The organism is Candidatus Spongiihabitans sp. (assembly GCF_965247905.1).
Lineage (GTDB): Bacteria > Pseudomonadota > Gammaproteobacteria > Arenicellales > Poriferihabitantaceae > Spongiihabitans.
The window spans coordinates 663,354-683,452 of record NZ_OZ252047.1 but is presented as its reverse complement, the minus strand read 5'-3'; the positions used below and the strand labels follow the sequence as shown (position 1 = coordinate 683,452).

The following is a 20,099-nucleotide window of genomic DNA, read 5'->3' as shown; positions in this document are numbered from 1 at the left end:
TGCTAAAATCTATCCGAAATCACCGCTTAAAGTATCTTGAACCTAAAGTAATTATTTAGTTCAGCCAACTTGCGGGCAAAGTGCCAATTTCCTAATTTTTGCCAAAAACTTCGGAAAAACATTGTAACTGTTCTGGTTTGCTCTTCCAATCACGCAAAAACCTGCTTTTGTCTTTGCGGTGTTGGCACAAAAACTGGTGCGAGGTTTTCGATGAAAAATCTTTCACCGAATTAATGTCAATGGCTATTATTCCGTCATCACTTATCAATATATTATCCGCATGGAAATCGCGGTAGTAAATCTGCGCCAGAAATAATGTTTCCAGCAGTTTTTTGAACCAGATAATCTCTTGTTTGGTTGGCAGTTGATACTGGTATTTCTCCGCCGCTGTTGGAAAATCATTGAACGCACAAACATAATAAGAATCCAAACGAAATGGCCCCCAGCGTTTTTCCACGAAAGCATATGGGGCTGGCGTTGCGATGCCACTAAATAGCAGTAGATGAGCATTTTTCCAGCAACTGCGTGCTTTGGTTGCACGCAGGCTATGCCGCAATTTGCGGAAAATAGTTTTTGTGTTAGCGTGTTTAATAGCCGCCTTGTAGCGTTTAATCACTACCCCCCCCCCCGAATTTCGCGTACACGACCGTGGTCAAACCATCGTCTTTCATCATAACGCCGCCTTCAATCCATGCGTCCGGATTTTGCAAAAAAGAAATCAGCTCAGCGCAATAATGCGCGCGCACCCACACCGCCACTTGACGCCAACCCTTGTGCGTCTCAATTTCACTGCTATTGCGAAAGCATTGCTTGAGATAGTAATCTTTATGCTGTCGCCATTTCTTGCTACCGAGTCGTCCGGCGGTTTTTGGTGCGGTGTTCATCAATAACCATCCATCTCCCGATACGGTTCATATCTCCCCGGTCCGAATAAACTCATCGGATACGCCGCGGCGTTGATGAACGACTTGACGCCACGCCAGCGTTGACCGGGCAGGAATATCGCGAACGGCAACAGGACAACGCCTTTGACAAAATAAAACAACGCGCCGGCCAGGATGTGCGTCGCCGGTTTTGCGTTGTTGATGCGGAACAGATACGTGGCGATGCTTGCAGAAATCAGCATAATTTATTAACAAACTGGAACCTTAAGAAATGCAAATTTTCGGCAATGCTTGCTTGTTTTTAATATGATAGATATGTTTCGTTTTATTACGCAATGAAATCTTTTCGGTGGTTAATTTTCTGCGCGCTGATGGGCTAACGCCTTTGGAAACCCAAACGGGCATAAAATCGAATGCAGAACAATCAAGAGCGGGATCGTTATTCAGAAAAGTACAGACAAAAGTGGCACCACCTTGTAATTGTGCTTTTACTTTCGTTACATCAGAGATGTTAGTTTTTCTTTCTACCAGATAAATACCAGTGATGTTTTGGTTTATATTGAAAAAGATAAATTCATCACATCGTTTTCCAGTAGCATTTCGCTGCATACGAAAAATACAATCCACACAAAAAACAACAGGTCTTGTTACATTTTCCAGTTGGTATTCTGATGGAGGATGAATTGCGCAACTTGTATACCTCGCACAAAATTCCTGCTTAATCATCATTGTTATCCCTTTCATCTAGCAGGCTAATTGTCTGATTATACAAAGCGGAAGAAACCTCTAAATGGTCTTCGGTTAAAATGCCGGTTTCACGATCAAACTGGATTTTCTTGACGGCGGTATTTTTGCACTTGCTGCTTCTTGGCTGATTAAATAAATAAACAGAAATTTTTTCTTTGTTTAGTGTTTGTCCGTCAATTTCAGTACTCGATAGTTTGGCTTGCTTGTTTTCTTTAGCGTTACGTATATCCGCCGCGAGTATACAATTGCCGATTTGCTCCAATATGTTGTCGCTATGGGTGGTGATTAATACATGAACACCAGCATTGACCAACTGCACAAGAATATTGGATATTTCCACTTGTGCGGCGGGGTGCAGATGGGCTTCCGGCTCTTCAACAATAAATAGATCGTCGCAATTAACATGATGACGAGCGAATAAAGAAACGGGTGCTAGTTCTGAAACCATGGATGACACGCTCATTAACGGCAAATCATGTTTTTTTCCATCGCTTTCAAACGCATAGCGGAAATCCGGGTAACGCGTCTCAGACATTTGCACATTTATTTCCCCCCCCATGATTTTTTTCTCTATTCCCTTGCCAATTTCATCAATTTTCTTCCTCTGTTTTTTTCGATCGTGATTATAAAGAGATTTTCGATAAAATCCATATCTTCTTTGAAATCTTCTATCAGCAATGGAGACATCCATGTTAATTAATTTTTGCATGAAATCCGATAAAACGCCGTTAAAAAGTGGAATGGGTGGTACTTTGCTTAGCCCTGCCATTGGAGCGCGCTCAATTAAAGCACTGACAAGGGTGCGGTGACTCTGCATGATACCACCACGGATTGCAGGCAAATAATGAGGAACAGTGTGTGCACTAATCCCTTCTTCTTTGTCTAATAAAGAAGTAGAAAAGTGCTTGACGAGTATCTCTGCATAATAGCGTTGCATAATATGCCGATGGAAGATGGCTCTTTCATCTGGCTCTTCCTCATCAAAACGATCTTTAATAATTTTTAACAAATCGTTGTTTATCAATGTGCACAGTTTCAATTTTTTTTCATCAGTTAACTTACTATTGTCTGGGGAAGATAAATCTAAAATAAGTTGGTTTTTGCTGCCAGAAATTACGATGGAGATTTTTCCATTTTCGTTCATCATCATCTTTCTTCCCTCTTCACCGAAACAGTAAACAAACTGCTCTTTCCAGGAGGCGCTGAAAATGTTTGCCCATAGAAGAAAGCGTTTTTCTATTTCTTTCACAGTTAATGTGACTTGATTTTTTTGTAATTTGGCTAAATCCGATTTCTCCCCCTTATCCATTTCCTTTCGAATTTTATAATGCATGTTCTCCCATATATCGCCGTCATCCCCCAACACTTTGATAATTGAATAAATCAATATCGCTAGGTAGGATTTTCCCGTATTACTGGGGCCGACAAAAACAGTCATAGGTTTAACATCCACATTTGCTGTCCGAATAGGTCCGAAATTTTTCACAATAAGTTTCATTTCATTTCCTCCCGTGTTTGATGCGCTGTAGTATAAATCAGAAAATACGAGAGATGCAATCCACATGGTTTCATGTCATCACCCAGCCGTCCGCGCCATCAGTATCCATCCATATCCCGATACGGTTCATATCTCCCCGGTCCGAACAAACTCATCGGATATGCCACGCTTTTCAGGAATGATTTTCCACAACGCAAACGTTGCTCGATGGAAAAAATAGCAAACGGTAACAATACGACACCTTTGATGAAGTAAAAAACCGCTTCAACTAGAATGTGGGTTGCCGGTTTTTGTTTTTTGGTTCGGTTGGCGTAAGTAAGCACACGAACACGATTATAGTGACGCCTGAGGGTGAACCACCCCCCTTGATGATGGCCGCGCGCCTCGGCCGGTGCGGTGTCGGGATTGGCTATCCACGCATTCGCTTGGCAACGCGGGTCGGCGATGAACTGCGCGCCGGCAGCGATGGCACGCTTGCCAAAATCCGTGTCTTCGCCGCCGGTTAAGTTAAACAACGGGTCATAGCGAATCTTAAGATTGCGGTAAATGCGCGCCGAGATGATGATGTTTCTGGATGGCAGTGGTGGGTTCTTTACCGCTTTATATTCGCCGTGCACAGGACCAACGGCATCACCGCCGGTTTCCCGAATAACCGTGTATAAATCCGACAACCAGGTCGCGCTCACCGGTCCCTCATCGTCATCAGTGCTGGCAATGTAGTCGGCGCCGATTTTGATTGCGTAGTCGAACAGATGATTACGAATGTTGCTGAGTCCGCGTTCGGCGCAAACGGTGTAGTCCACCGGAAAAGGCGCATTGCAAGCAAATTCTTCCACGACTTCGCGCGCGCTTTCATTAAAATCGTTATCGGCAACGACCATACGCACCTCGACGTTTTCGGGAAGCGCGCTCTCGCCGATGGATTGCAAACATATCGCCAGCATCCGTGGACGCATACAGGTCGGTATGCCAATCAGTATCAACGGTTGCGGTGCTTTGGCGCGATTCATTTCGCCGCCCCGAAATACCAGCCCAGCGCAAACATGGCAATCGCCACAACCAGCCGCAACAAACGCCCACGATATTTTGTCCATCGGGTATCATAATTTCGCACATGCTTGCCGAAGCCGGTGTGTTTGACCGCATCGTTTTCCAAAAGCACCGCGAAATAACCCTGCGCGGCGTAGTGTTCGCTTGCGATCATTTCCATGTCGGCCGGCGATTGTCCCTTTGCCACCAACGATGCATAGCCGCCGTCCGGATATTGCGCGCGCCGCCGCAAACCCGGATTGAAAGAAAAGCACTGGCTATGGGAAAGCGTGGTATTGACTCGGTAATACGCAATGTTTTGCACCGTTTTCCGCTCAGCAAGAACCCAGGCACGCGCGCCATAAAAAGCAAGGTCATGATGATAACTCCGCAAGTGCACCATCAAGGATTGCGGCTCCGCCTCCAGCACTGTTTTGGAGTCTTCGATAAAACCCGGGCGGTAAAACAACCAGTCGTCTTCGCAGTGAAAAATATAGTCGGTCTTTACTAACCGATACGCTGTATCAATGGCCGAAACCTGGCCAATTTGCGGCTGGTTGATAATCAAATCGATTCGCTCACGATATTCTGCCGGAATAAAATCGCTGACCTCCGCCTTGCCGGAATCCTCGATTAAAATGAATTGTGAAATGGGATAAGTGTTGTTTTCAAAAAAAGTGATTAGCGTTTGTGCAAGCAAATCAAACCGACCACAACTAGTCAGAACGACGGTGACATCGCTGGTTTTGGAAAACTTCATTGTTTGATGCCACCACATACTGGACAAATCGGGCAAAAGTTTGGCAATAGATTGGCAGGGCAAGTAATCCAATCCCTAGTGCGGACGTTCGCCGTTGTAGGGTTGTAAGTATTCCAGTAGATGGTCATTGTGGTCGTTATGCTGTGTAGTGAGTGTAGTGTTTGTGTTCTGTTGCGCACAAAACCGGCGGCTACGCCGCGTCTGGATTCCCGCCTGCCGGCGAGAATGACGAATTATAAGTAATAGTGAATTGAGAGGACAAAGGCGAGTTGAGAGGCCAAAGCACACGAGAGAAAATGTCCGGCTACGCCAGAGCACGTTTTAGTGTCACGCTTTGCGTGACAATTATTTACCATTGTCTTCTCAAAAGGACTCGTTGCCTTTCGATTCACCATTGTATCCCAACCCGTCATTGCCCGGCTTGTTCCGGGCAATCCAGTTATTAAACTCAGCGGCGTTAGCCGCTATCATTATGTCGGCTTCCTTTTTTGTCATGCCACGAATCCAGAATGTTTCTGGCATTATTCACTCATTGTCGTCCGACTATCCAACCGGCGACAACCGCCGCCGCCAGCACCAGCGCCACTGACATTCTCTGTACGCGTCTGTTTCGTTTTTTGGTCATGCGCTCCGATGCGAGTATGGATTGTAGTTTTGCGCTACTTATTTTTGGCGCATTTTCAACTGGCGCTATGCCGTGCTTCTTTTTCAGTTGCTCGAATAGCGACCCTTGATCGAACCTCGCATTTTTATTAAACCCCGGCGTTCTGTGCGCCATTTCGTTCCAAAGATGTATGCCGTAGGTGTTTTTATAAAACTCAACTCCTTCGCGGTAACTATCGTCAAAAGCGCATCGCCAATGCCCGAAATATATGGGGTAGAAATACATGAATGGCTTAGCGTGATTTTCCAATCCAAAATATTTTATGGCTTTGGTGAGCCCGCCGGGGGCGATGGGATTGTTAAATTCCATGCCTTCCTTCCCGCGCCTTAACAGTCGTTTCTTCAGCTTCTTTTTTCTGTCGGATGAGTTCTCCCACGGAAAAACTTTGGTATGGCCTCGCCCCGCTTTTTCCAGGGCTTGCGCAAGGAGGTGTTCTTTTGGAAGCGCAATCACGGCGCTGCCAATCATCCCCCCCCCCCCCCCCCCCCCCCGCAAACACAATATCCGAGTCAAAGGAAAACGGTTTGACGCAAACCACATCCATATCCACCCAAAAGCCTCCGCGCTTATGCAATAGCGCGTAGCGGAACCAATCACTGAAAGCGGCGACGCCGCCGCGGCGGTTTTGAAATATTTCGCTCTGCGGCAAGATTTCATTCGCGTCCTTGATTATCGCGCCTTGCGGTATTCCGCCGATGTTTCCGTAAGTATATAAATGGAATTCATGTCCATGGTCCAAAAACGATTGCACGCACAACTTCTCCACATTGGACAAGTCGGCTCCGATCCATAGCGATTGAATGGTTGGCAACATACTGAAAATCATAATATTTTATGCCGTTTTTACAGCATTTTGACCCATATTTGAATTATTTTTTACGCTTGACAACCCGGGGAAAAGGCATATATTCGTACTTCGCGGTTGGGAGGGCTTTGGTAACAAGGTTCGCTGGGTCCAGGTGGCCCACCCGGCTGCGTTTTTTTGCCCTCATTTTGATTGGGCGGCAAATGGACTAACCATCTCACTCAAATGTATTTGCTCTATATTGATGGCTCGGGAGCAGTAAGAAACCCACCCGAGCGCCATTGACATCGGGCGCAAATTCAGGGAATATGTATACCTCTTTTAACTCGTGGGAAAGTAAGGAAAATGGCAAGGGTTGTCGGATTTATTAGTGAAAAAGGTGGTACCGGAAAAACCACGGCATGTTATCACATCGCTGTTGCTTTGCAAAAATATCATGAGAAACGCGTGTTGGTTGTGGATGCCGATTACCAAAGGGGTGGCATCACCGGCCGGTTTTTCCCCGATTGGATAGAAAACTTTGGAGAGGCTGAAACGTCCGGAATTACGCTGTTCCATAAATTTCAACAACTTTACGGTGCGGTAGAGCGGTCGCCAAAAGTTGATATTCGTAAGTGGCGGGATGGCATCGATGTAATTTGTAGCGATAAAAATCTTGCACAGGTAACCCATAGTAAGTTACCAGGAACTAATAACATTCATGAAAATAATGTTTCTCTTATGTGCCATCTGCAAGTAATTGACTATGTGCTGGAACCATTGAAACAGCACTATGATTACATATTAATTGACACCCATCCCGAAACATCAGATTTGTTGCGATCCGTGATTTTTTCTTGTGATTATTGCGTCTCACCGGTTAAATTAGACCGTCAATCGGCGGTTGGCGTCCCAACTGTAACCGGGGCGATAAAAGATGTAAACAGAGATGTAAAGCAGGTTAATGACCATCTTGAGCAGAAATCAAAAATTAAATACACTAACACGAAATTTTCCGGCTCAATCGGCATGATGACCCGCGAATATGGGGGTGATTTAAAATGGTCGGAATCAGTGGAATTTGCCAAATTGCGTAAAACTGTAAAATATGTGTTTAAGGCGTATATTACAGAAGGAGACGGGTTGCGTCAGGCGGCATCGGAACGTAAACCTGTGTATGATTTACCCGGCCAAAATGCGACCAAGCAATCACAGCAATTTCGCAAATTAACCAAGGAATTTTGTGAGGTGTGCCCATGAATACAATCGACATAGACAACTTAATACATTGGCTTGGACCGAATGGCGCGACTTCAGGGTTGGAGCACAGTAATCTTACGGTTCGAGATCTGGTTGATTTAGCAATGCGCTACAAAATTCCGGTCAACAGCAAAAACAAAAGAAGCGAAATCATTGATGCTTTGGTTCAGACAAAATCGCATGTCGTGGATAAAACAAACGAAGAATTGCAAGCCATGAAATATCCGGAACTCAAGGCATACTTTACCGACAAAAAAGTATCAAAATCCGAGTTGCTTGGCATCCTTTCTTCCTTTGATATTGTGCCGAAATATCATGCAAAGCACAATCTCACGGACTTTGCAGCAAGAGAAATCGCCGACATCGGAATGTTCCAAAGAATCGCCGACGGTCGAAACGGTTCGAGTTTGTAGGTTTCGGTTTCCCCGATTGAATTCAAAAATTATAAAACGATAGACAAAAGCAACGGCAAGTATTTCGTTTTTACCACATGTTCGGTGTCGAAGTTTCTTTTGGCGTATTCGCGTATTTCCTTTCGCAATGGCAGCGATTTGGCGCGATTTTTCGCGATGATGCGGGCGACAAATTCACGGTCGTGGATTTTGTCATCCGGCACCACATCAATAAACGGTAATGATGTGTCCAGATTGTCAGCGGCATTTTGTGAAATTACCAGCCCCAGACCACTCGCCAGAGATTCCATACAAGCAACGTTATGCGCCTCCGCTTCGGTTAGCAACACTTTGTTGGCGTATTCGGTAAGATTTCGACACACTTGTTGTCGCGACCATTCGCCTTGATACGCACCGTCCAGAAAATCCACCGGTTCATTTACTGGGCCGGCAAAGTCAATGTTCGGCAAATCGGCAATGGCGTATTGCCGTTTGCGTTTGCTGACCACGCCGAGGCAAATGGAGCGGTCGGGATATTTCGGTTGTTCGGTGAATGAAAATTCAGCAACCGCCACTCCATTTGGGATTACATGCAAAAAATCGCGACCGATACCAACCGCCGCATAAAATTCCTTGATTTTTTCGGAAAAACAAAGAGTATGTGCGCCCTTTACTTTTGCGCGGCGGTGATATTTGTATTCCTCAAAAGAAACGCCCGGGCTATGATCCGAAAACAGGATATTGGCACCGCGTAGAAAACGCGCAAGGTTGAAGTATTTGGAAGCATGTATATGCACGACATCGGGGCAACTGGCGTTAATCGCCCGCACAATGTTCCAGCGTTTGGCGATGCTGTTTCCGCCACCCATCAGATTGACGATGTTGACATGATGTCCTTCGCCTATGAGTGCTTTTCTGAGATTCCATATCACCAATTCAATTCCGCCATAGCCTTGCGGAGGAATGGGATAGACACCCGGGGCAACCATGGTGATTTTCATGCGGTTTGCCCGCATTGTTTTGGTAGCCGCTGCAGTTGATGCGCCACTTTCATCGCGCAACGCCTTTGTCCGGTTTTATGTTCAACGCATACCAATAGGGTTCGAACGCCTGCTCGGCCGCATCCGCAACCATCTTCACAAAAGCGCTGTAATTATTTTCAGTGCAGGACAAATCAAGCGCATCATAATATTCAAGGCGTTTTTCAACAGGAATAATCACCGGCGGGAAACCGCTTTTCATCAGTTCAAGATTCATCAACAACCGAGAAGTTCTGCCATTGCCGTCAATAAATGGATGCATTTTCACAAAATCCGCATGCACCCGCGCCGCTCTTTCGATTGGATGGAGTTCATGCGCCGCGCTTTGATACCATTCAATAAATTGCGCCATTTTTACAGGCACTTGTTCGTGCGCCGGCGGGAAATGTCGAGCGCCCCCAATAATGACATTAACCGATCGATACACGCCTGCATTTGCATTATCGATTTCTTTTAAAACCATCTGGTGAATGGCTTTTATATCTGTTTCCGTTAATGATTGATTTTTCTTGACGATTTTCTCCATCAACGAAATCGCCGCATGGTGGTTGACAACTTCGAGATGCTCGCGCAGGGTCTTGCCGCCAATGGTAATGCCTTCCAATACAACCTTGGTTTCCATTAAGGTGAGGCTGTTGCCCTCGATGGCATTGGAATGATAGGTCCAGCGCAATGTAAAATCTGCGTGCAGGTTGCCAACCACCTCGGGCGGAAGCGGTCGAAAAGAATCCAGTTTCAGTTTCAACTGGTCGAGTTTATTGTACTCAATCATTGTTTTAGCGGCACCGCCAATTGATGCGCCACTTTCATCGCGTAACGCCATTGCCCGGCGCGTAGTGCGTAAAAAAGCACGCCGCGTAGCACTTTTTTCAATGCTCGCCGGTCGTGTTTGTCGGTGGCAAGGGTAGTCAACCCGTCGATGATTTGCTCGGCGGCGTGGCTCATTCCGTTGCGTAGCGAGCGTCTGCACCAGTGGCGCGCGCTTTTCATGCAGGCCGCCTTGATTGGATGAGGCAAGGTTTTGAGCGCAGGAAGCAAGTCGCACGGGGGCGAATCCGCGGCGGTCGCATGATCAATCGGGTCGGCGACCCCCTGACGACGGCAATGCGCCGACAACACAGCCGCGCACCAATAATGCCAGAACAAAACCTGATTTTGGCTCATGTTATTTGCAGACCCTTCGGGGTATTGGCGATATTGACACAACGGCGGTGCGTTGAGATGCGCGATGCGGTGTTTTTCCGCCACGCGCAACGAGAGATCAAAGTCCTCCAAAAAACCACGAAACCACGGACGATAAGTTGCGCCCGTGTCGTCCAGTGATGACATCCGAATCATCGCGGTCTGGTTGACCAGTATCGGGCCGGGCGGCAGTCGCAACAACTCTTCCAGCGGCACCCCTGCTTCCTGCGCGGGAGTGCGTGCGCGTTGTGTTTTTATGTGCGCACCGGATTCGTCAATCAATTCGCAACGACACGAAACCGCGGCGTATTCGGGATTTTGGGTGAGAAAAACAACCTGTTGTTCCAGTCGTCCGGGATGCGCAATGTCATCACCGTCCATAATCGCAATGAAGTCGCCGCGGCATCTGGCGATTGCCGCATTGCGCGCGGCAGCCGACCCCGCGTTGTCTTGATGGATGATAGTTACGCGAGCATCCCGCTCCGCATATTCCGTTAATATATCGGCGGTGGCATCGGTCGAACCGTCATTCACCACGATCAATTCCAGATCGGTAAAACTCTGGTTGAGGATGCTTTCCACGGCGGCGTGCAGGTACGCCTCGGCGTTGTATGCCGCCATGATCACGCTGACCGCGGGTTTTGTCACGGGGGCTGTTTGTGCTTCGTTCAAGAATCTGTTCCCGGCTGGGGCTCAGTGGGGCGAATTCGCCTCACCGATGAGAATGTAGCGGGTGCCGCAGTAGGGGCAGGTTTGTTTGCCGCCGTCTTCAATGGGCAGATACACTTTTGGATGGGAATCCCACAGGCGTTTGCCGGGCATGGGACAGTGCAGCGGTAGATCATCGGCGCTGACTTCAACCCGCTGATTGACATTCGGCGTGTCCGCCTCCAACGAGGCCGGCGCGCGCGAAAACTTGTCGGGGACGTTCGGTTTTTTATTCTCAGACATAGGTCAGCCAGGCTTCGTATTCCGGTATGCGGCCATGCACCGCATCGAAGAAACGACTTTGAATTTTTTCCGTTATTGGGCCGCGGCCGCCAGTGCCAATTTGACGATTATCCAATTCTCGAATTGGCGTCACCTCAGCGGCGGTGCCGGTAAAGAAGGCTTCATCACAAATATAAATTTCATCTCGGGTGATGCGTTTTTCCACCAGTTGCAACCCTTCATCGGCAATAATTTGCGCGACGGTCTTGCGGGTGATGCCATCCAATGCCGAGGTCAGGTCTGGGGTAAACACCACGCCGTCGCGAATGATAAAAATATTTTCGCCGCTGCCTTCCATGACGAAACCGTTGGTGTCGAGCAACAGGGCTTCGTCGTAGCCGGTTTCAATGGCCTCCCGCAAAGCTAGCATGGAATTAATGTAATGACCATTCGCTTTAGCCCGGCACATACTGGTGTTCACGTGGTGCCGAGCATAAGAAGAGACGCGCACGCGGATGCCATTTGCAAGATTATCGTCACCCAAATAGGCGCCCCAATGCCATGCGGCAATGATGAGATGCACTTTCAAATTGTCGGCGCGCAGGCCCATGCCTTCGGAGCCGTAGAACGCCATCGGCCGTAAATATCCTGATTCCAGATTATTTTGTTTAATCGAGTCAATCTGAGCCTGGAAAACCGTATCGGCATCGAATGGGATTTTCATGCCCAGAATATGCGCCGAACGAAACAATCGCTGGGTATGTTCGGCCAATCGAAAAATAGCGGTGCCTTGTTGCGCTTTATAGGCACGCACGCCTTCGAATACCCCCATACCATAATGCAGGGTGTGGGTCAGGACATGCACCTTGGCTTCGCGCCAGGGAACCAATTCCCCATCAAACCAGATTACACCATCACGATCACTGAACGACATTTTGATTATCTCCACAAATTTAACGATTGCCTGATTTTACCTGCCTGATTTTACCTGCCTGATTTTACCTGCCTGATTTTACGTAGCCTGATTATATTTGGTCAAATTATTCTTGGGTAACTGTTTTTGCCAGTCCTACAAAAGTGGCCATAGCGGCCCTCGACCAGATTGTTGAAAATACTAAATAAATCACATTCGCTCCATTGTCAACCAAAAGTCTTGTTGCCGTATCAACCAACCGTGGGTCGGGGCGTAGGGGATTTAGGGCTCGTTCCGGCTTTATGCCTTCTGCGGGCTGAGTATAATATCCTTGCTATGCGTGCCAACCCAAACACCGTGAATATTGAGGTCCATTCGAGCATGGATGCCATCCCCGTTGCCGAGTGGAATGCGTTGATTAGCGGAAACTACCCGTTTCTGCAACATGCCTTTTTGCGCGCTTTGGAAAAATTTAGTTGTGTTGGTGCGCATGTGGGGTGGATTCCCCGGCATCTGGTCTATTCGAAAAACAATCAAATAATGGGGGCCATGCCGCTCTATGAAAAACACAATTCATGGGGGGAATTCGTTTTTGATCATGCCTGGGCCGATGCCTACCAACGCTATGGTGTCGAATACTACCCAAAACTGGTCAATGCCATTCCGTTTACGCCTGCCAGCGGCCAACGGATATTGTTAAACAGTGAAAATGATAAAGAAACGGCGCGTTTGTTGGTGGCGGCAGTCAATACGTTGGTCAATGAAGGCAACTATAGCGGCATACACAGTCTTTTCCCTGCGACCAAAGACTTCGCGATTTTAAATCAGCAGCAGGCGATTTCAAGAAACGACTGTCAGTTTCACTGGTACAATCAGGGCTACACTTGCTTCGAGGATTTTTTAGGTCGGCTAAAATCTAAAAAACGCAAAAACATTAAACAGGAACGGCGCAAGGTTGCCGACGCCGGGGTGAAAATTCGCAGACTGGATGGGCATACGGCCAGCGCGGACGACTGGCATGATTTTACCGCCTTGTATCAAAAAATTTATGATCGAAAATACGGCATGCCGGCTTTCAATCAGGCCTTTTTTATGGAGGTCGCTCGCGCCATGCCCGACCAAATTCAACTGGTGTTGGCGGCGCGCGACCGGCATTGCGTCGCTGGCGCGTTGATGTACTGCGACGACGCCACGCTGTATGGGCGGCATTGGGGCGCTGAGCATTATATCGACAGCCTGCACTTTGAGGTCTGCTATTATCAGGGTATCGAGCTTTGCATTGAAAAAGGCTTACAGCGTTTTGATCCCGGCGCGCAAGGGGAACACAAAATCGCCCGGGGATTTGCGCCCACGCGCACGCAGTCATTGCACTGGATGGCACAAAGCCCGTTTACCCGGGCGATTGCACAATTTGTTGAGCGTGAACAATCCGGGGTGCAACGCTATATCGACGCGGTAAGCGCGCACTCGCCCTATAATCGCGATGACTAACTCTCATTATTTTGGCGCTCATTTTTTGGCACTCATTTTTTTACGCATTTTTTTACGCATCTTCAGGCAATGGCTTTGCTGGTTTTCAAAATATTGGTCGCGCTGATTGCGGTGCTCGTTAGCGCCATCGTGGCGGCGGTTGTCGCATTAACCCTGTCCGGCGCTTTGCGGCTCAAACTCGGAACGCGGCTGGCGCGCTATTTGAGCCAACCCATTCCAAACTACCAGCCTTTTTCCACTTATGAAATTCCGTTGCTGGAAAAAGTCATGCAGCCCGGAGACATCCTGCTTGTGGACGGCAACACCCGCATCAGCACTGCCATAAAATACCTGACTCAATCCACCTGGTCGCATGCCGCCTTCTATGCCGGGCCGGCGACCAATAAATTCACCGAATCCGGGGAAGCGGCGCCATTGATCGAGGCGCTGTTGGACGAAGGGGTGATCGCGTCTCCATTGTCAAAGTACCGCAATTTCAATATCCGTATTTGCCGCCCGGTCGGGCTGTCGGACGCAGACCGCGAAACCGCCGTGGACTTCATGGTAAGGAGTTTGGGTTTGCAATATGACCTGAAGCATATTTTTGACCTGCTGCGGTATCTTTGCGCCACCCCGCCGGTGCCGGTAAGATTCCGCCGCCAGCTGATCGCCCTCGGCAGTGGCGAGCCATCGCGCGCAATATGCTCAAGTTTGATCGCCGAATCCTTTCAATCCATTCACTATCCGATTCTGCCGCTGATCGAAAAGATAACGAAAGTCTCCTCCTATCATTACAGCGTCAAGGAAATTTACCATATTCGCCACCACAGTTTGTTCACGCCGCGCGACTTTGATGTGTCGCCCTTTTTCAAGATCATCAAGCCGACCATCGAGCATGGCTTCGATTATCGTTCCTTGACTTTCATGGATCCGCGCTAATAATAATCCACGCCGTAAACAGACCATGTCATCCGCAGGCATATTGATTCTTTCCGCGCCCTCTGGCGGCGGCAAAACCAGTTTGGCCCGGGCCTTGGCCGGGTCGCGGGACGATGCTGAAATTACCGTCTCCCACACCACTCGCGGGCAGCGCCCGGGGGAAGAGCATGGGGTTCACTACCATTTCGTTGACCAGCCAACATTCAAGGCAATGATTGCCGAGGGCCAGTTTATTGAGTGCGCGACGGTTTTCGATCACTACTATGGCACCTCCATTGCCGCCATAGAAAAACTGATTTTACACGGCAAACATGCTATTCTGGACATTGACTGGCAAGGGGCCGAAAATGTGCGCAAAAAGTATCCCGCCGCCAAGTCCGTTTTTGTGATGCCGCCGTCGATGGAGGCGCTGGAACAACGCTTGCGCCGGCGCAAGCAGGATAGCGACCGCGTCATCGCCCGGCGGATGCAGGCAGCGAATAATGAAATGAGTCATAAAGATGAATTTGACGCGATTATCATCAATGATCATTTTGACCGCGCTTTGGCTGAACTTGAATCGGTCTTGAATGGTCTTGAATCCGCGCTTCAGGAATCCGCTTAAAGTAGCTTGAACCGGCAACATTAACATTTGATATAAGGGTTAAATTAAACCAATGGCACGTATAACCGTTACCGATTGTTTGCAGAACGTGGACAATCGATTTGAATTAGTCTTGGTTGCGACCAAGCGCGCGCGGCAACTTATCCTCGGCGCAGAGCCGCTGGTTGAAGCTGAAAAGGATAAGCCCACCGTGATCGCCCTGCGCGAAATAGCCGAAGGGTTGATCGGCCCTTCCATTCTCGACCAGGAAGTCACTTTGCCCGGCCTTGACTTCGGCGACGGCGATGTGATCGAAATGGACGATGCCGCGGTGGAGGAAGCGATCAGACAGGCCATGTTGGAGGACACTGAAAGTGAGCAAGATCGCCCTGGCAAAGCGGTGGAAAACACGCCTGAGTGAACTGCTGGAAGCGCTGGGGAAAGCGGTTCCAGATCATGCAAGCCGGTTCAGCGCGCTGAGCCGGGTTCTGGAAAGCTATCTGGACGAAGCCGCGGTCGCCGATATCTACCAAGCCACGCTGTATGGCGCGGACGCCCATAAGGGCCAGAAACGCCTCAGCGGCGAAGCCTATATCCACCACCCCATTGCGGTGGCGCAAATCCTCGGCGAGATGCGCATGGACAGCCGCACCATCATCGCCGCGATTCTGCACGATGTGGTCGAGGATACCGGCATTACCCTGGAGCAGATCGGCGCGCGCTTCGGCGATGATGTCGCGGTTTTGGTTGATGGGGTGAGCAAGGTCAGTCAACTGGAATCGCGCAAGCATGCCGAAGCCGAGTCGTTCCGCAAGATGTTCATGGCCATGGCCAAGGACATCCGCGTCATCATCATCAAGCTGGCCGACCGCTTGCACAATATGCACACCCTGGATTCATTGGACGATGTGCGCAAACGCCGCATCGCCAGGCAGACCCTGGAAATATACGCGCCCATCGCCAACCGCTTAGGCATGCGTGAACTGAGTCAAAAACTCGAAGACTTGAGCCTGATTAACTTATACCCGAAACGTTACCGCGCGATCGAGAAAAAGGTCAAGGCTGCAAAGCGCAGTCGCAAGCCGGTGGTTAATCAGGCATGCGAAAATATTCGGGATAAACTGGCGCTGAATGGCTTGACCGCGGAGGTCTATGGCCGCGAGAAAAATATTTTCAGCATCTATCGCAAGATGCGGCAAAAGCGACTTTCGCTCAAGGAAGTAAAGGATATTAACGCCATCAGAATCATCACGGAAAAACGCCCGCATTGCTATCAAGCCCTTGGCGTTATTCACCAACTCTACAAGCCGCGCCCGGAAAGCTTCAAGGACTATATCGCCATCCCAAAAATTAACGGCTATCAATCGCTACACACCGTTGTGGTCGGGCCCTATGGCCAGCCGGTTGAGGTGCAAATACGCAGCCAATCAATGCACCGCGCCGCGGAACAAGGCGTGGCCTCCCACTGGTTATACAAAACCGAAACCACGGGCGAGCATGCGCCCCAGCAACTGGCGCAGCAATGGCTGAACAGCTTTTTGGAATCCCAGCACATGTCCAGTGATTCGGGCGATTATCTCGAGCACCTGAAAGCCGACCTGTTTCCTGACGAAGTCTATGTATTCACCCCAAAAGGCGACATCAAAAGATTGCCGCGCGGCGCCACCGCGCTGGATTTCGCTTACTCGGTGCATTCCGGCGTGGGCGACCATTGCATCGGCGCGCTAATCAACCAGGCCGCCGTGCCGCTGCATGAGAAATTATCCAACGGCGATCATGTCGAAGTGAAAACCTCGCGCCAAGCCCGGCCAATTCCGCAATGGCTCGACTATGCGGTCACCTCGAAAGCGCGCGCCTCCATCCGCCATTACCTGCGCCAGCAAAAAGGCCGCGAGTCCTTGCGCTTGGGGCGAAAACTGTTGCGTGGCGCATTGAGCAACCAGGGCTATCGCAAAGTACGCATCCCGAGCGCCGATAAGGCCAACCTGCTTGAGCATCTTGGCTTGGACGGCTGGGAAAGATTATTGATCGACATTGGATTCGGCAAGCGCTTGCCCACTTTAGTCGCCAAGCAGTTGATCGCCGAATCCGCGGCGCAACAGCAACATCGGCCGCAAAATCAGCCGCAAAATCAGCCGCAAAATCAGTTTGTGGCAAACGACCAAAAACAACCTATTTTAACCATTGAAGGCACCGAGCGGTTGTTAATCACTTACGCCAGTTGCTGCCATCCCATTCCTGGGGACAACATCATCGGCACCACTACCAGCGGCCGCGGTTTGGTGGTGCATCAATCCAACTGCAAGAATTGCAAGGTCATCATGCGCCAGCCGGACAACTACTTTCACCTGAGTTGGTCGGCCGCCACCAAAGGAAATTTCCAGGTTGTGCTTGATGTTGAAACCCAAAATGAGCCCGGCGTTCTGGCCACTATCAGCAACATCATCGCCGAACACAATTCCAACATCAACAACCTCACCGTTGAACAGGAACTGCGGCATACCGCCAACATGCGTTTCATCATTGAAGTCGCCAACCGCAAGCATCTGGCCGCCATCCTGCGTCAGTTGCATGCCGAGCCTTCGGTCATAAAACTGACTCGGGGATGACATGAACGCGCATCGAATATTGTTTGTCTGTATGGGAAACATCTGCCGTTCGCCGAGCGCGGAAGGCGTGTTCCGCAAACTGGTGGAGCAGCGCGGCGTTGCTAGTCGGTTTGAAATTGATTCCGCCGGCACCGGCGGCTGGCACATCGACCGCCCCGCGGATGCGCGCGCGCAGCAAGCCGCCCGTGCGCGCGACATCGACCTTTCGGCAATCCGCGCGCGGCAGGTTTGCGTCGCCGACACGCAGTATTACGACACCATCATCGCGATGGATAATGACAACCAATCGCGGCTATTGGAGTTAGCGGATGATTCGCATCGGCGCAAGGTTCGGCTGCTGTTGGAATACGCAGACTGTCCAGATAGCCTTGAAGTGCCGGATCCCTATTACGGCGGAGACCATGGATTTGAGCGGGCCTTGGATTTGATTGAAGAGGCCTGCTGCGGGCTGCTCGATCAATTGCTGGCACAGAGCCCGCGGCAACGATCATGAGCCAGGTCATCCAGGTCAGCCGGGGCATCCGGTTGCGAATCAACCTCGCCAACCAAACGCTGTGCGTCCTCAACGGCGATGCCGGCCGGGCTGGCAGTCGCAAAACCTATCCGGTTTCCACCGCGGCCAATGGCCCCGGAGAAGTCGATGGCAGCGGCTGCACGCCCAGGGGCGCGCATATCATCCGCGCCAAGATCGGCGGCGGGCAACCGATCAACACCATCTTCATCGGCCGCCGCGCGTGCGGCGTCTACCAGCCGGGCATGCGCGAAATGCACCCCGACCGCGACTGGATACTGACCCGGATTCTATGGCTAAGCGGCTGCCAACCGGGCTTCAACCGGCTCGGGCGCGTCGATACCATGCGCCGCTATATTTATATTCACGGCGCGCCGGACGATGTGGCGTTAGGAAAGCCCGGCTCGTCCGGGTGCATCAGAATGAGAAATCGGGATTTGCTGGCGCTGTACGACATGGTCACAGTCGGCACCAGCGTAACCATCCATGCCTGATCTGCCGCTGGGACCGCTGATGGTGGATGTCGGCAGCGCGCAACTTAGTGCCGATGAAACTGCGTTTTTATCCCAACCGGCAATCGGCGGGGTGATTTTATTCGCGCGCAACTACCGCAGCAAAGCGCAGGCCGCCCAGCTCATCGATGCCATAAAATCCATTCGCAATCCGTCGCTGCTGATCGCGGTCGACCAGGAAGGCGGCCGGGTGCAAAGATTCAAGCACGAGTTTTTTGCCCTGCCGGCGGCGTATCGATTCGGCCAAGCCTATGAGCAAGACCCGGAGTCAGCCCTCCCCCTTTGCCGCGCAGCCGGTTGTGTGATGGCAACGGAGTTGATACAAGTTGGGGTGGATTTCAGTTTCTCGCCGGTGCTGGATTGCGCGAATTTAAACAGCAAGGCGATTGGCGACCGTGGCTTCCATGAACAGCCTGAGATTGTCGCGGTCTTGGCCGGCGCGTTCATCGACGGCATGAGCGACGCCGGCATGGCGGCCACCGGAAAACATTTTCCGGGCCATGGCGGCGTCACCGCGGATTCTCATTTTACATTGCCGGTTGATGATCGATCATTGGATCAAATCGCTGAATGCGATTTAGTGCCTTACAAAAAACTGGCGGCCCAACTCGGCGGCGTCATGACCGCGCATATTCAATTTCCGCGCATCAATATCGATGCGCCGACCTTTTCGGCGTTCTGGCTGCAGCAAATACTTCGTCAGGAAATTGGTTTTAGCGGGCTTATCTTCAGCGATGATCTGTCGATGAAAGGCGCCCAGGTCGCTGGAAATGCCGTGGATGCCTTGGATAGCGTGGATGTCGTGGACCAAACAAAGCGCGCATTACAAGCCGGCTGCGATATGGCGTTGATCTGCAACGACCCCAAGAGCGCGGCGCGGGTGGCTGATGAACTGGGCAAGTCCTGGGCCGCGAATCAACCGCGGCTACTGGCAATGCGCGCTAAATCGACCGATCGAATCACTGAAACAGAGATTGCGAAGTTGAAAGACCAAGTAGCGCTGATGGCAATGAATTCCGCCTAACCCTGCGGTTTTTGCGGGCATCGCAAACGACTGCGCTCTGCCGCCGTCATTGTCGGGCTCAACCCGATAATCCAGTCAACCACGCTCGGCGACAGCCGCGATGTTTTTGTTAGCGGTTTTGCGGCTTATTTTTGGTGAGACGCGCCGTATGCAATAGACACAAGGACACCAACAACAATCAGTAAAACGACAGTAGATAATATATCCATCGTTATCCTTTCAATGCGGTTATGCACCAAGCAAGCCGAAATACGAACACCCTATACCAATCAGCACTCTAAAGTTTTGCGGTCAGAAGCCGCCCCAGCATTCAAGAGCAGCCAGCCAAGGCAATATCTGAAACCATCATGACGCCAGCCAGAACCTTA

At 50.2% G+C, this 20,099-nt stretch carries 25 protein-coding genes and 1 pseudogene; 10 read left to right on the top strand and 16 right to left on the bottom strand.

Annotated features, from left to right (window positions below; all coding sequences use genetic code 11):
* Window positions 1–91 precede the first annotated feature (91 nt).
* From ACP158_RS03385 to ACP158_RS03335, 11 genes and pseudogenes are all read right to left on the bottom strand, one after another.
* Complete coding sequence (locus ACP158_RS03385) at window positions 92–616, bottom strand: hypothetical protein (protein ID WP_424947574.1); 525 nt, start codon at window positions 614–616, stop codon at window positions 92–94.
* A complete protein-coding gene (locus tag ACP158_RS03380; protein ID WP_424947573.1) occupies window positions 609–884 on the bottom strand; it encodes a hypothetical protein in 276 nt (91 codons plus the stop codon). Before ACP158_RS03380 ends, ACP158_RS03385 begins: the two co-directional genes overlap by 8 nt.
* Window positions 884–1,126, bottom strand: coding sequence for a hypothetical protein (locus ACP158_RS03375; RefSeq protein ID WP_424947572.1), 243 nt, complete (start codon window positions 1,124–1,126; stop codon window positions 884–886). The genes ACP158_RS03380 and ACP158_RS03375 overlap by 1 nt, the downstream gene beginning before the upstream one ends.
* A 22-nt stretch (window positions 1,127–1,148) precedes the next feature.
* The gene (locus tag ACP158_RS03370) at window positions 1,149–1,613 is read right to left on the bottom strand and encodes a hypothetical protein (RefSeq protein WP_424947571.1); all 465 of its coding nucleotides are present in this window, start codon (window positions 1,611–1,613) and stop codon (window positions 1,149–1,151) included.
* Window positions 1,603–3,129: an AAA family ATPase gene (locus ACP158_RS03365; RefSeq protein WP_424947570.1), complete on the bottom strand. Its 1,527-nt coding sequence runs from the start codon at window positions 3,127–3,129 to the stop codon at window positions 1,603–1,605. The genes ACP158_RS03370 and ACP158_RS03365 overlap by 11 nt, the downstream gene beginning before the upstream one ends.
* Window positions 3,130–3,227: 98 nt before the next feature.
* Window positions 3,228–4,139: a glycosyltransferase family 2 protein gene (locus ACP158_RS03360; protein WP_424947569.1), complete on the bottom strand. Its 912-nt coding sequence runs from the start codon at window positions 4,137–4,139 to the stop codon at window positions 3,228–3,230.
* Window positions 4,136–4,918, bottom strand: a complete 783-nt coding sequence (locus ACP158_RS03355) for a glycosyltransferase family A protein (protein WP_424947568.1) — start codon at window positions 4,916–4,918, stop codon at window positions 4,136–4,138. The genes ACP158_RS03360 and ACP158_RS03355 overlap by 4 nt, the downstream gene beginning before the upstream one ends.
* A 233-nt stretch (window positions 4,919–5,151) precedes the next feature.
* A complete protein-coding gene (locus ACP158_RS03350; protein WP_424947567.1) occupies window positions 5,152–5,274 on the bottom strand; it encodes a hypothetical protein in 123 nt (40 codons plus the stop codon).
* A 7-nt stretch (window positions 5,275–5,281) separates the two neighbouring features.
* Entirely contained in the window at window positions 5,282–5,440 is a 159-nt protein-coding gene (locus tag ACP158_RS03345; protein ID WP_424947566.1) for a hypothetical protein, read from the bottom strand.
* A 7-nt stretch (window positions 5,441–5,447) separates the two neighbouring features.
* Window positions 5,448–6,050 carry a hypothetical protein gene (locus ACP158_RS03340; protein WP_424947565.1) on the bottom strand — a complete coding sequence of 201 codons (603 nt, stop codon included), beginning with the start codon at window positions 6,048–6,050 and terminating at the stop codon, window positions 5,448–5,450.
* 109 nt (window positions 6,051–6,159) lie between these two features.
* A pseudogene (locus tag ACP158_RS03335) lies at window positions 6,160–6,396 on the bottom strand (hypothetical protein); the annotation flags it as partial.
* A 336-nt stretch (window positions 6,397–6,732) separates the two neighbouring features.
* Between ACP158_RS03335 and ACP158_RS03330 the strand changes: the two are divergent.
* Both ACP158_RS03330 and ACP158_RS03325 read left to right on the top strand, forming a co-directional pair.
* Window positions 6,733–7,626 carry a ParA family protein gene (locus ACP158_RS03330; RefSeq protein WP_424947564.1) on the top strand — a complete coding sequence of 298 codons (894 nt, stop codon included), beginning with the start codon at window positions 6,733–6,735 and terminating at the stop codon, window positions 7,624–7,626.
* Entirely contained in the window at window positions 7,623–8,039 is a 417-nt protein-coding gene (locus ACP158_RS03325; RefSeq protein WP_424947563.1) for a hypothetical protein, read from the top strand. Before ACP158_RS03330 ends, ACP158_RS03325 begins: the two co-directional genes overlap by 4 nt.
* Before the next feature lie 29 nt (window positions 8,040–8,068).
* On the opposite strand, the gene ACP158_RS03320 is transcribed toward ACP158_RS03325, so the two are convergent.
* The 5 genes from ACP158_RS03320 to ACP158_RS03300 are packed head-to-tail and all read right to left on the bottom strand — an operon-like array spanning window position 8,069 to window position 12,104.
* A complete protein-coding gene (locus tag ACP158_RS03320) occupies window positions 8,069–9,019 on the bottom strand; it encodes a glycosyltransferase (protein WP_424947562.1) in 951 nt (316 codons plus the stop codon).
* 49 nt (window positions 9,020–9,068) lie between these two features.
* On the bottom strand, window positions 9,069–9,830 hold the full coding sequence (locus tag ACP158_RS03315; RefSeq protein ID WP_424947561.1) for a Fic family protein: 762 nt from the start codon (window positions 9,828–9,830) through the stop codon (window positions 9,069–9,071).
* Entirely contained in the window at window positions 9,827–10,888 is a 1,062-nt protein-coding gene (locus tag ACP158_RS03310; RefSeq protein ID WP_424947560.1) for a glycosyltransferase family 2 protein, read from the bottom strand. Before ACP158_RS03310 ends, ACP158_RS03315 begins: the two co-directional genes overlap by 4 nt.
* A 45-nt stretch (window positions 10,889–10,933) precedes the next feature.
* A complete protein-coding gene (locus tag ACP158_RS03305; RefSeq protein ID WP_424947559.1) occupies window positions 10,934–11,191 on the bottom strand; it encodes a zinc-finger domain-containing protein in 258 nt (85 codons plus the stop codon).
* The gene (locus ACP158_RS03300) at window positions 11,184–12,104 is read right to left on the bottom strand and encodes a branched-chain amino acid transaminase (RefSeq protein ID WP_424947558.1); all 921 of its coding nucleotides are present in this window, start codon (window positions 12,102–12,104) and stop codon (window positions 11,184–11,186) included. The genes ACP158_RS03305 and ACP158_RS03300 overlap by 8 nt, the downstream gene beginning before the upstream one ends.
* A gap of 336 nt (window positions 12,105–12,440) precedes the next feature.
* On the opposite strand from ACP158_RS03300, the gene ACP158_RS03295 reads away from it, so the two are divergent.
* The 8 genes from ACP158_RS03295 (at window position 12,441) to nagZ (ending at window position 19,731) form a co-directional block, all read left to right on the top strand.
* On the top strand, window positions 12,441–13,574 hold the full coding sequence (locus tag ACP158_RS03295) for a GNAT family N-acetyltransferase (protein WP_424947557.1): 1,134 nt from the start codon (window positions 12,441–12,443) through the stop codon (window positions 13,572–13,574).
* A 69-nt stretch (window positions 13,575–13,643) separates the two neighbouring features.
* Window positions 13,644–14,492, top strand: a complete 849-nt coding sequence (locus ACP158_RS03290) for a YiiX/YebB-like N1pC/P60 family cysteine hydrolase (RefSeq protein ID WP_424947556.1) — start codon at window positions 13,644–13,646, stop codon at window positions 14,490–14,492.
* Between the two features lie 25 nt (window positions 14,493–14,517).
* Window positions 14,518–15,096 carry a guanylate kinase gene (gene gmk, locus ACP158_RS03285; RefSeq protein ID WP_424947555.1) on the top strand — a complete coding sequence of 193 codons (579 nt, stop codon included), beginning with the start codon at window positions 14,518–14,520 and terminating at the stop codon, window positions 15,094–15,096.
* A 52-nt stretch (window positions 15,097–15,148) separates the two neighbouring features.
* A complete protein-coding gene (gene rpoZ / locus ACP158_RS03280) occupies window positions 15,149–15,496 on the top strand; it encodes a DNA-directed RNA polymerase subunit omega (RefSeq protein ID WP_424947554.1) in 348 nt (115 codons plus the stop codon).
* Window positions 15,450–17,684, top strand: coding sequence for a RelA/SpoT family protein (locus tag ACP158_RS03275; protein WP_424947553.1), 2,235 nt, complete (start codon window positions 15,450–15,452; stop codon window positions 17,682–17,684). The genes rpoZ and ACP158_RS03275 overlap by 47 nt, the downstream gene beginning before the upstream one ends.
* A 1-nt stretch (window position 17,685) precedes the next feature.
* Window positions 17,686–18,177 (top strand): low molecular weight protein-tyrosine-phosphatase, encoded by a 492-nt coding sequence (locus ACP158_RS03270; protein WP_424947552.1) that lies wholly within the window; start codon window positions 17,686–17,688, stop codon window positions 18,175–18,177.
* 26 nt (window positions 18,178–18,203) lie between these two features.
* Window positions 18,204–18,689, top strand: coding sequence for a L,D-transpeptidase family protein (locus ACP158_RS03265; RefSeq protein ID WP_424948388.1), 486 nt, complete (start codon window positions 18,204–18,206; stop codon window positions 18,687–18,689).
* Window positions 18,682–19,731, top strand: coding sequence for a beta-N-acetylhexosaminidase (gene nagZ / locus ACP158_RS03260; RefSeq protein ID WP_424947551.1), 1,050 nt, complete (start codon window positions 18,682–18,684; stop codon window positions 19,729–19,731). The genes ACP158_RS03265 and nagZ overlap by 8 nt, the downstream gene beginning before the upstream one ends.
* The last annotated feature ends 368 nt before the right edge of the window (window positions 19,732–20,099 follow it).

Coding starts and splice junctions, on each gene's coding strand:
- ACP158_RS03300 (WP_424947558.1), bottom strand. CDS start 12,104: ATGTCGTTCAGTGATCGTGATGGTGTAATCTGGTTTGATGGGGAATTG.
- ACP158_RS03325 (WP_424947563.1), top strand. CDS start 7,623: ATGAATACAATCGACATAGACAACTTAATACATTGGCTTGGACCGAAT.
- nagZ (WP_424947551.1), top strand. CDS start 18,682: ATGCCTGATCTGCCGCTGGGACCGCTGATGGTGGATGTCGGCAGCGCG.
- ACP158_RS03305 (WP_424947559.1), bottom strand. CDS start 11,191: ATGTCTGAGAATAAAAAACCGAACGTCCCCGACAAGTTTTCGCGCGCG.
- ACP158_RS03330 (WP_424947564.1), top strand. CDS start 6,733: ATGGCAAGGGTTGTCGGATTTATTAGTGAAAAAGGTGGTACCGGAAAA.
- ACP158_RS03370 (WP_424947571.1), bottom strand. CDS start 1,613: ATGATGATTAAGCAGGAATTTTGTGCGAGGTATACAAGTTGCGCAATT.
- ACP158_RS03380 (WP_424947573.1), bottom strand. CDS start 884: ATGAACACCGCACCAAAAACCGCCGGACGACTCGGTAGCAAGAAATGG.
- gmk (WP_424947555.1), top strand. CDS start 14,518: ATGTCATCCGCAGGCATATTGATTCTTTCCGCGCCCTCTGGCGGCGGC.
- ACP158_RS03360 (WP_424947569.1), bottom strand. CDS start 4,139: ATGAATCGCGCCAAAGCACCGCAACCGTTGATACTGATTGGCATACCG.
- ACP158_RS03375 (WP_424947572.1), bottom strand. CDS start 1,126: ATGCTGATTTCTGCAAGCATCGCCACGTATCTGTTCCGCATCAACAAC.
- ACP158_RS03320 (WP_424947562.1), bottom strand. CDS start 9,019: ATGAAAATCACCATGGTTGCCCCGGGTGTCTATCCCATTCCTCCGCAA.
- ACP158_RS03350 (WP_424947567.1), bottom strand. CDS start 5,274: ATGGTAAATAATTGTCACGCAAAGCGTGACACTAAAACGTGCTCTGGC.
- ACP158_RS03270 (WP_424947552.1), top strand. CDS start 17,686: ATGAACGCGCATCGAATATTGTTTGTCTGTATGGGAAACATCTGCCGT.
- ACP158_RS03290 (WP_424947556.1), top strand. CDS start 13,644: ATGGCTTTGCTGGTTTTCAAAATATTGGTCGCGCTGATTGCGGTGCTC.
- ACP158_RS03345 (WP_424947566.1), bottom strand. CDS start 5,440: ATGCCAGAAACATTCTGGATTCGTGGCATGACAAAAAAGGAAGCCGAC.
- ACP158_RS03365 (WP_424947570.1), bottom strand. CDS start 3,129: ATGAAACTTATTGTGAAAAATTTCGGACCTATTCGGACAGCAAATGTG.
- ACP158_RS03340 (WP_424947565.1), bottom strand. CDS start 6,050: ATGATTGGCAGCGCCGTGATTGCGCTTCCAAAAGAACACCTCCTTGCG.
- rpoZ (WP_424947554.1), top strand. CDS start 15,149: ATGGCACGTATAACCGTTACCGATTGTTTGCAGAACGTGGACAATCGA.
- ACP158_RS03315 (WP_424947561.1), bottom strand. CDS start 9,830: ATGATTGAGTACAATAAACTCGACCAGTTGAAACTGAAACTGGATTCT.
- ACP158_RS03355 (WP_424947568.1), bottom strand. CDS start 4,918: ATGAAGTTTTCCAAAACCAGCGATGTCACCGTCGTTCTGACTAGTTGT.